This window comes from Streptomyces sp. NRRL S-337 (genome assembly GCF_000720175.1).
GTDB classification, from domain to species: domain Bacteria; phylum Actinomycetota; class Actinomycetes; order Streptomycetales; family Streptomycetaceae; genus Streptomyces; species Streptomyces siderophoricus.
The window spans coordinates 40,484-50,751 of sequence record NZ_JOIX01000052.1 but is presented as its reverse complement, the minus strand read 5'-3'; the positions used below and the strand labels follow the sequence as shown (position 1 = coordinate 50,751).

The 10,268-nt window shown below is 69.9% G+C and carries 4 protein-coding genes, 1 tRNA gene and 1 rRNA gene; 4 read left to right on the top strand and 2 right to left on the bottom strand.

Annotation, left to right across the window (positions count from 1 at the left end; translation table 11 throughout):
* From rrf to IG62_RS0128670, 3 genes are all read left to right on the top strand, one after another.
* A 5S ribosomal RNA gene (gene rrf / locus IG62_RS43455) occupies positions 1-96 on the top strand; the annotation flags it as partial.
* A gap of 116 nt (positions 97-212) precedes the next feature.
* Positions 213-890, top strand: coding sequence for a DegT/DnrJ/EryC1/StrS family aminotransferase (locus IG62_RS0128675; RefSeq protein WP_030809487.1), 678 nt, complete (start codon positions 213-215; stop codon positions 888-890).
* Between the two features lie 60 nt (positions 891-950).
* Positions 951-1,023 (top strand) — tRNA-Thr (locus tag IG62_RS0128670).
* A 418-nt stretch (positions 1,024-1,441) separates the two neighbouring features.
* Here IG62_RS0128670 and IG62_RS0128665 read toward each other — a convergent pair.
* A complete protein-coding gene (locus IG62_RS0128665) occupies positions 1,442-1,642 on the bottom strand; it encodes a YncE family protein (protein WP_030809484.1) in 201 nt (66 codons plus the stop codon).
* A 143-nt stretch (positions 1,643-1,785) separates the two neighbouring features.
* Complete coding sequence (locus tag IG62_RS0128660; protein WP_234326791.1) at positions 1,786-4,443, bottom strand: SpoIIE family protein phosphatase; 2,658 nt, start codon at positions 4,441-4,443, stop codon at positions 1,786-1,788.
* Between the two features lie 292 nt (positions 4,444-4,735).
* On the opposite strand from IG62_RS0128660, the gene IG62_RS0128655 reads away from it, so the two are divergent.
* On the top strand, positions 4,736-10,255 hold the full coding sequence (locus IG62_RS0128655) for a HAMP domain-containing protein (protein WP_078872302.1): 5,520 nt from the start codon (positions 4,736-4,738) through the stop codon (positions 10,253-10,255).
* Positions 10,256-10,268 lie beyond the last annotated feature (13 nt).

The window sequence follows — 10,268 nt, the reverse complement described above, 5'->3', positions numbered from 1 at the left end:
GAAACGCCCGGTTACATTTCGAACCCGGAAGCTAAGCCTTTCAGCGCCGATGGTACTGCAGGGGGGACCCTGTGGGAGAGTAGGACGCCGCCGAACAATTCTTCAGCTCCGGTCCCTGAACCCTCGTGGTTCAGGGACCGGAGCTTTTTTGTTCCGATTTTCGGGTGGTGGGCGTAACTCGACGTTCACCTCATCTGACAAGGATCCGCCTCATGCGGACTGTGGGAACGCTCAAATCGGCCGGTGTGCGGACCGGGGATGAGGTCGTGGTGCCGGCGTACGGCAACGCCGAAGTGGCCCGGGCCGTCGTGGAGTTGGGCGCGGTGCCGGTGTTCGCCGAGGTGGACGCGGACAGCTACTGCCTGGACCCGGCGTCGGTGGCCGAAGTGGTGTCCAGTCGGACGGTGGCGGTCGTGGCGGTCCACAAGTTCGGGCGGCCGGCGGAGGTCGGACGGCTGCGTGAAGTGGGGCAGCGGCAGGGGCTGTTGGTGCTGGTGGAGGACGAGGCCGGGGCGGACCCGGCGGGTACGGAGCTGCGTCGGACGCATGCGGCGTATCTGGACGAGCGGCTCAGCGGGGTCCGGACGCCCGCGCCGGCGTCGGGGCACCTTTACGCACAGTACGTGGTGCGGGTGCCGGGGAACGGCCGGCCGGACCGGGACGCTTTCGCACGGGCCTTGCGGGCCAAGGGCGTTGGGTGCCGGGTGCCGGTACAGGCGCCGGTGTACCGGCTGCCGGGGTTGCGGCGGGACGTGTTCCTGCCGGAGACCGAGCGGGCGGTGGACGAGACCTTGACGCTGCCGGTGCACGCCGGGATGTCGCGGCGCGAGCTGCAGAAGATGGTCAGTGCGTGCAATGCGCTGGGGGGATTGCTGCAGCCGGCTTTCTAGGAGCGGGCCGGGGTGGTTCGTGAACGCCGCGGAGTTGGGGTAATATTCTTTCTGTTGCCGGCCCCAATAGCTCAGTCGGCAGAGCGTCTCCATGGTAAGGAGAAGGTCTACGGTTCGATTCCGTATTGGGGCTCAAGACGCAAAGGCCCTCGCCGAATGGCGGGGGCCTTTGTCGTATGTGGCCGCGGGTGAGGGGGCCTCAGTTCTCCTCAGTTCACCTCAGTTCTGTGCGGCCTCGATATAGGCCAGGCCGTGTGCCCCGGAAATGCCGGTGTGCTCGGGGCCGAGGGTGGCCAGACGTGGCCCTTGGTCGGCAGAGTGCGGACGGTCTCGTCGGAGATGGTGTCGATGATGCGGAGGGCCGGTTCGGCCGGGTTCCGGGGGGCGAAGTCGGCCTTGGGGGTTGCGACGATCAACTGGCGGCCGTCGGAACGGGGCCTCCTTGTTGGTGGTGTAGCCGCGCCGGCCGTCGGGGGTGACGACGAGCCAGTGCGGGCCGGGTGGCATGGCGGGGATACGGCCGAGGCGGGCGTGCGTGCGGCTGTCGAGGATCACCACGCCGCCGGGCTCGGTGTCGGTGGCTTCGACGCTGACCAGTACAGCAGCCGGCGGTCAGGGTCGAAGCAGAGTTCGTGGGGCTGCGGGGGCATGTCGAGGACGTTGAGCACCTCGTGGCCGGTGGAGTCGAAGAAGGTGACGGTGGAGCCGGTCCGGCTGACGACGGCGAGCTGATCGCCGGTGGTGGTGGGCATGGGCCGATCGTGTGCGGGCCTGGGGAGGACTCCAGTGCAGGGCGGTCAGAGGTGTCCTGCACCGCGCGCAAGGTTGCCGGTGGTCCTGGGCGGGCGGCCGCGGGGGTTTGGGGCGGGTCACACGGCGGTGGCCCGCCCCGGGGTCAGCCGGTCTGGGGCTGGGGCTCGGGGACGCGCATGGCGAGGATGGCCATGTCGTCGGAGGCCGGTTCGGCGGCGAAGCGTTCCACGGCGCGCAGGACGCGGGCGGCGACGGCGCCGGCGGTCAGGCCGGTGCAGGTCGTCAGGACGTCGGTGAGGCCGTCGTCGCCGAGCATGCGGGCGCCCTCGCGGCGCTCCGTGACGCCGTCGGTGACGCACAGCAGGACGTCGCCCGGGTCCAGGGTGACGGTCTGCTCGTACAGTTCGAGGTCGTCCATGACGCCCAGCAGGGGCTGGGGTTCGGCGGCTGGTTCGACCGTGCCGTCCTGGCGCAGCCGGAGCGGCAGCGGGTGGCCGGCGCAGACGACCTTGAGGAGGGCGCTGCCGTCGTCCTGGGGCCAGAGCTCGCCGTAAAGGAGGGTCAGGAAGCGGCTGCGGGCTCCTTCGTCGAGGATGGCGGCGTTGAGCCGCTCCAGGACGGCGGGGCCGCCGAAGCCCTCGCGGGCGAGCAGGCGCAGGGCGTGCCGGGCGAGGCCGGTGACGGCGGCGGCTTCCGGGCCGGTGCCGCAGACGTCGCCGATGGCGAAGCCGTAGGCGCCGTCGCGGATCGGGAAGAGGTCGTAGAAGTCGCCGCCGACCTCGTTGCCCTCGCCGGCCGCGCGGTAGATGACCTCGACCTCGACGCCGGCGATGTCGGGCAGCTCCGGGGGCAGCAGGCTGCGCTGGAGGGACTGGCTGATGGCCGTGCGCTCGGAGTAGAGGCGGGCGTTGTCCAGGGCGAGGGCGGCCCGGCGGGAGAGGTCCTCGGCGAGTTCGAGGATCTCCTGGCGGAAGTGCTCCTCGGTGGGCTTGCCGAGGGTGAGCATGCCGATCACGCGGTTGCGGGCGACGAGGGGGAGTACGACGGTCTCGCCGCCGACCGCGGCGGCGGTGGCGAGGGTGGCGCCGGGGCCGCTGGAGGGGCGGGCGGCGTTGCCCAGGCCGAGGCTGCGCATGGAGGTGCGCAGGGCGGCGTCGTGGGCGGCGTCGCTGGGGGCGGTCCAGATGCGGGCGCCGGGGGTGGGGACCGGCTCGGGCGGGTCGACCTTCATCAGGAGGGTCTTCAGCCCGTCGATGCGGTCCTCGTCCTCGTGCAGGACGTACGACAGCTCGGGTTCGGAGGCCTGGTCGGCGACGGTGTAGACGGCGCACCACGTGGCGAGGGTGGGGACCGTCATCTGGGCCATCAGGGCCAGGGTCTGGTCGCGGTCGAGGGTGCCGGCCAGCAGGTCGGACGCCTCGACGAGGAAGGACAGCGAGCCGCGGCGGAGCTTTTCGAGTTCGGTCAGCCGGGCGCGTTCGACGGCGAGGGCGATGCGGTCGGCGGCGAACTGGAGGCGGAGGGCCTCTTCGTTGGTGTAGCGGCCGGGGTTCTCGGCGGCCACGCCGAGGGAGCCGGTCAGCCGTCCTTCGACCTTGAGGGGGACGGTGACGACGGAGCGCATGCCCGTGCCGCTGAGCAGGGGGACGGCGCCGGGGACGGCGGTGAGGTCCTCGTGGACGGCGGGCATCCGGGCGGAGCCGTAGCGTCCGGAGCCGGCCTCGACGGGGACCCGGGCGAAGCGCTGGCGGGCGGAGGGCAGGCCCGTGGAGGCGCGGACCTCCAGTTCGGTCTCGTCGTCGGTGGCGAGCAGGAGGTAGGCGGCGTCGCCGTCGAGCATGTCGCGGGCGCGTTCGACGGTGCGCTGGAGCAGGCCGTCGAGGTCGTCGGGAGCCGGCGAGCCGATGAAGACCTCGAACGGGTCGGAGGGGTGGGCCGACGACTGGGCGGCCTGGCCGGTGTGCGAGGCGGTGTCGTCGGCGGGGGTGCGCTGGGGGCTCTGGAGGATCGCGCGTTCGTGGTCGCGGACCAGCAGGCAGACCGTGGAGGCCTCGCCGTCGGCGTCGCGGACGCGCAGGTGGGAGGCGTAGACGGGGACGACCCGGCCGTCGGCGCCGCGCATGCCGTAGGAGCCTTCCCACCGGGAGAGCTGGAGCGCCTCGGCGATGCCGGTGCCGGTGCCGGGGGTGTGCGGCCAGGCGGCGAAGTCGGTGAGGGGTTTGCCGATGACCTGCTCGGGGTCGTAGGCGAAGAGGGCCTGGGCGTCCTCGTTCCAGAAGCTGATGCAGCCGCCGCGGTCGATCTGGATCACCGCGACGCGGACCCGGCTGTCGGTGACCGGGAGGGCGTCGACGGGGAGGGCGGGGCCGGCGGAGCGGGTGCCGGCGGGGCGCTCGGGGAGGTCGAGCTGGAACCAGACGTATTTCTGGGCGGGGCTGTATTCGACGCCCCAGCGGGTGGCGAGGGCGCCGCACAGGAGCAGTCCGCGGCCGCCCTCGCGGTCCGGGTGGACGATGACCTGGCCGGCGTTCTGGAGCGGGATTTCCCGTTCGGGGTAACGGTCGGCGACGGAGATCTTCACGCCGTCGTCGTCGCGCTGGCACAGGACGTCCGCGGCGGTGCCGGCGTGCACGACGGCGTTGGTGACCAGCTCGCTGGTGAGGACGACGGCGTCGTCGATGATGTCGGCGCAGCCCCAGCCCTGGAGGGTGTCGCGGACGAACGCACGGGCGGTGGCGACCGAGCGCCCGACCGGCTCGAAGGTTGCGGCGGCCCGCGCGGTGATCACTGGTCTCCTCATGCGTGTGTCGGTGATCTGCTCCCCCATGGTCGCGGCGCCCCTCCGGAAATACCTGGTGTGCTCGTGCCACCGCCCGTACGCGTGGTCACGGGGCGGGTGGACAGCCGTATGCCAGGTTACTTACCTTCGCCGCGGCCGAGGATGCCGGTCACGTGTGTTTCCGCCCCAATCGTGCCGTGGGACGGTGTGCGATGCTGCCGAACTGTTATGGCCTGGTTGGGCCATGGTGAAACACTGGGCAAGTATCAAGAGAAAGCCCGGGTAGAACGGTCGACCCTGCGGGAGGGACACGGTGGAGTCTGGCGCAGCGGCGCGGGGCGCAAGCACGCGCGCGAAAGGCGGACGTTCCCGGAGCAACGGGACGACCGAGGTGGATACGGCTGCGCTGAATCGGCTGTTGGTCGCTCTGGTCGCCATGCGGGACGGGAACTTCCGCAAGCGGCTCACGGTTTCCGGCGACGGCGTCATGTCGGAGATCGCGGCGGTCTTCAACGAGGTCGCGGACCGCAATCTGCATCTGACGGGCGAGCTGGCGCGGGTGCGCCGGGTCGTCGGACGTGAGGGAAAACTCACGGAGCGGCTGGAGGTCGGGGCCGCCGAAGGCTCCTGGGCCGCGGCCATCGACGCCTCGAACGCGCTGGTCGACGACCTGGTACGGCCGGTTTCCGAGGTCGGCCGGGTGCTCTCGGCGGTGTCCGAGGGCGATCTGGAACAGCGGATGGATCTTCGGTCGCGCAGTTCGGACAGTTCTTCGGAGCATCCCCTGCGCGGTGAATTCTTGAAGGTCGGCCGGACGGTCAACGGTCTGGTGGACCAGCTCTCCGCGTTCACCGACGAGGTCACGCGGGTGGCCAGCGAGGTCGGTACGGAGGGCAAGCTCGGCGGCCAGGCGCGGGTGCGCGGAATGTCGGGTTCGTGGAAGGACCTCACGGAATCCGTCAACACCATGGCGTCCCGGCTGACCGCACAGGTGCGGGACATCGCGCTGGTCACCACGGCGGTCGCCAAGGGTGATCTGTCGCGCAAGGTGACGGTCCATGTCGCCGGCGAGATGCTGGAGCTGAAGAACACCGTCAACACGATGGTGGACCAGCTGTCGTCGTTCGCCTCCGAGGTGACCCGGGTTGCCCGCGAGGTCGGTACGGAGGGCGAGCTCGGCGGTCAGGCCCAGGTCCCCGGTGTGGCCGGGGTGTGGAAGGACCTGACGGATTCGGTCAATCTCATGGCCGGCAACCTCACCGCTCAGGTGCGCGGGATCGCCCAGGTCACCACGGCCGTGGCCAACGGTGACCTGTCGCAGAAGGTGACGGTCAGCGCACGCGGCGAGGTCGCCCAGCTCGCCGACACGATCAACACCATGACCGAAACGCTGCGGACCTTCGCGGACGAAGTGACGCGGGTGGCGAACGAGGTCGGGGCCGAGGGGCAGCTCGGCGGTCAGGCGCAGGTGCCGGGTGCCGCGGGCACGTGGAAGGACCTCACCGATTCGGTGAACAACGCCTTCCGCAACCTGACGGCCCAGGTGCGGGACATCGCGCAGGTGACGACGGCGGTCGCCAACGGCGATCTGTCGCAGAAGGTCACCGTCGATGTGGCCGGGGAAATGCTGGAGTTGAAGAACACCGTCAACACGATGGTGGACCAGCTCTCCTCGTTCGGTGCCGAAGTGACGCGGGTGGCACGGGAGATCGGCGTCGAGGGTGAGCTGGGCGGCCAGGCGGCGGTGCCCGGGGCGGCGGGGACGTGGAAGGACCTGACGGACTCCGTCAACACCGCGTTCCGCAACCTCACCGGGCAGGTGCGCAACATCGCGCAGGTGACGACAGCGGTCGCCAACGGCGATCTGTCGCAGAAGGTCACCGTCGACGTCTCCGGCGAGATGCTCCAGCTGAAGAACACCGTGAACACCATGGTGGACCAGCTGTCGTCGTTCGCCGACCAGGTCACGCGGATGGCCAGGGACGTCGGCACGGAGGGCCGGCTGGGCGGTCAGGCCCGGGTGGACGGCGTCAGCGGCACCTGGAAGGAGCTGACCGACTCCGTCAACTTCATGGCGGGGAACCTCACCTCTCAGGTGCGGCAGATCGCCCAGGTGACGACGGCGGTGGCGCGCGGTGACCTGTCGCAGAAGATCGACGTGGACGCGCGCGGCGAGATCCTGGAGCTGAAGAGCACCATCAACACGATGGTCGACCAGCTCTCCGCGTTCGCCGAGCAGGTCACCCGGGTCGCCCGGGAGGTCGGTACGGACGGCCGGCTGGGCGGTCAGGCGCAGGTGCCCGGCGTGGCCGGCGTCTGGCGCGATCTGACCGACTCCGTGAACGGCATGGCCGGCAACCTCACGGCCCAGGTCCGCAACATCGCACAGGTCGCCACGGCCGTCGCGCGAGGTGACCTGTCGCAGAAGATCGACGTGGACGCCCGGGGCGAGATCCTGGAGCTCAAGAACACCCTGAACACCATGGTCGACCAGCTCTCGTCCTTCGCGGAGCAGGTCACCCGGGTCGCCCGCGAGGTGGGCACCGAGGGCATCCTCGGCGGTCAGGCCGAGGTGCAGGGCGTCAGCGGCACCTGGAAGGACCTCACCCAGTCCGTCAACTTCATGGCGAACAACCTGACGTCGCAGGTGCGCAACATCGGCGAGGTGACGACCGCGGTCGCCCGCGGTGACCTGTCGAAGAAGATCACCGTCGACGCCAAGGGCGAGATCCTCGAACTGGTCACGACCGTCAACACGATGGTCGACCAGCTGTCGCTGTTCGCCGAGCAGGTGACCCGGGTCGCCCGTGAGGTCGGTACCGAAGGCCAACTGGGCGGCCAGGCACGGGTTCCGGGCGTCACCGGCATCTGGAAGGACCTCAGCGACAACGTCAACCTGATGGCCAACAACCTGACCATCCAGGTGCGGAACATCTCGCAGGTCTCCGCGGCGGTCGCCAACGGCGACCTGACGAAGAAGGTCACGGTCGAGGCGCGCGGCGAGGTCGCGCAGCTCGCCGACACGGTCAACACGATGGTCACGACGCTGTCGTCGTTCGCCGACGAGGTCACGCGGGTGGCCCGCGAGGTGGGCACCGACGGCATCCTGGGCGGTCAGGCCCGCGTCCCCGGAGTCGCCGGGACGTGGAAGGACCTCACCGAGTCCGTGAACTCGATGGCCAACAACCTGACCGGCCAGGTCCGCAACATCGCGATGGTCACCACCGCCATCGCCAAGGGTGATCTGACCAAGAAGATCGACATCGACGCGCGCGGCGAGATCCTCGCGCTGAAGACCACCATCAACACCATGGTCGACCAGCTGTCGTCCTTCGCCGAGCAGGTCACCAGGGTGGCCCGCGAGGTGGGTACGGAGGGCCAGCTGGGCGGTCAGGCTCAGGTGCGGGGCGTGGCCGGCACCTGGCGGGACCTGACCGAATCCGTGAACGAGATGGCCGGAAACCTGACCCGGCAGGTGCGCGCCATCGCCGCGGTCGCCGCGGCGGTCACCCTCGGCGACCACAACGTCCGGATCGACGTGGACGCGGCCGGCGAGATCCTGGAGCTCCAGGACAACGTCAACACCATGATCGCCACGCTCCGCGAGACCACCCTCGCCAACGAGGAGCAGGACTGGCTCAAGGGCAACCTCGCCCGGATCTCCGGTCTGATGCAGGGCCGGCGCGACCTCAAGGACGTCGCCACGCTCATCATGAGCGAGCTGTCGCCCGCGGTCTCCGCGCAGCACGGCGCGTTCTTCCTGGCGGCGCAGCCGGACAGCCAGGAGATCGGCGCGGACGGCGGCGAGTCGGGCGAGTACGAGCTGCGGCTGATGGGCTCGTACGGCTACGCCGGGGGCAATATGCCCACCACCTTCAAGCCCGGTGAGACGCTGATCGGCACGGCCGCCGAGGAGAAGCGCACGATCCTGGTGGAGAACGTGCCCGCCGGCTACCTCAAGATCGCCTCGGGTCTGGGCGAGGCGCCGCCGGCGAACGTGATCGTGCTGCCGGTGCTGTTCGAGGACAAGGTGCTCGGCGTGATCGAGCTGGCGTCGTTCCAGCCGTTCACCCAGATCCAGAAGGACTTCCTCAGCCAGATCGCCGAGATGATCGCGACCAGCGTCAACACCATCTCGGTCAACACCAAGACCGAGGTGCTGCTCAAGCAGTCGCAGGAGCTGACCGAGCAACTGCGCGAGCGTTCCGCCGAGTTGGAGAGCCGGCAGAAGGCGCTGGAGCTGTCCAACTCCGAACTGGAGGAGAAGGCCGAGCAACTGCGGGCGCAGAACCGCGACATCGAGGTGAAGAACACCGAGATCGAGGAGGCCCGGCAGGTCCTGGAGGAGCGCGCCGAGCAGCTCGCGGTCTCGATGCGCTACAAGTCGGAATTCCTGGCCAACATGTCGCACGAGCTGCGCACCCCGCTCAACTCGCTGCTGATCCTGGCCAAGTTGCTGGCCGACAACGCCGAGGGGAACCTCTCCCCGAAGCAGGTCGAGTTCTCCGAGACGATCCACGGCGCGGGCAGCGACCTGCTCCAGCTGATCAACGACATCCTGGACCTGTCGAAGGTCGAGGCCGGCAAGATGGACGTCAGCCCGACGCGGATCGCGCTGGTCCAGCTCGTCGACTACGTCGAGGCCACCTTCCGGCCGCTGACCGCGGAGAAGGGGCTCGACTTCTCCGTACGGGTCTCGCCGGAGCTGCCGGCCACGCTGCACACCGACGAGCAGCGGCTGCTGCAGGTGCTGCGCAACCTGCTGTCCAACGCGGTGAAGTTCACCGACACCGGCGCGGTCGAGCTGGTCATCCGGCCGGCCGGCGCGGACGTCCCGGTGGCCATTCGCGAACAGCTGCTGGAACACGGTTCGCTGCGCGACCCGGACGCCGAGATGATCGCGTTCTCCGTGACCGACACCGGCATCGGCATCGCGTCCAGCAAGATGCGGGTCATCTTCGAGGCGTTCAAGCAGGCGGACGGCACGACCAGCCGCAAGTACGGCGGTACCGGTCTGGGCCTGTCCATCAGCCGGGAGATCGCCCGTCTGCTGGGCGGCGAGATCCACGCCCAGAGCGAGCCCAACCGCGGCTCCACCTTCACGCTCTACCTGCCGCACAACCCGGGCGGTCTGCCGCCGCAGGGTTACCCGCAGCTGGTCGCCGGCGGGCTGGCGATGGACGCGGAGGCGCGCGAGACGGAGGCCGGGATCCAGGAGGCGGAGGAGGCGCCGCGCCGGGAGGTGGGCGGCGGAAGCCTCAACCGGCGTCGCCGGCGGGCGATTTCCGGGTCCCAGCGGCGGTTCGCGCTGCCCGGCCAGCAGCCGTCCGGCCCGCCGCAGCCCGCCCCGCAGGCGCCCGCCAAGCAGGCGCCCGCGCAGCCGGAGCGGCCGGCCGCCGAGGAACCCTGGCTGGGCAACGGCCAGGACCTCGTCGAGCAGGGCTTCGAGGGCGGCTTCCACGGCGAGAAGGTGCTCATCGTCGACGACGACATCCGCAACGTCTTCGCGCTCACCAGCGTCCTGGAACAGCACGGGCTGTCGGTGCTGTACGCGGAGAACGGCCGGGAGGGCATCGAGGTCCTGGAGCAGCACGACGACATCGTGCTGGTGCTGATGGACATCATGATGCCGGAGATGGACGGCTACGCGACCACCGCGGCGATCCGCCGGATGCCGCAGTTCGCCGGGCTGCCGATCATCGCGCTGACCGCGAAGGCCATGAAGGGCGACCGGGAGAAGAGCATCGATTCCGGGGCCTCCGACTACGTGACCAAGCCGGTGGACACCGACCATCTGCTGTCGGTCATGGAGCAATGGATGCGCGCGGAGTGAGAGGGCGTCCAGT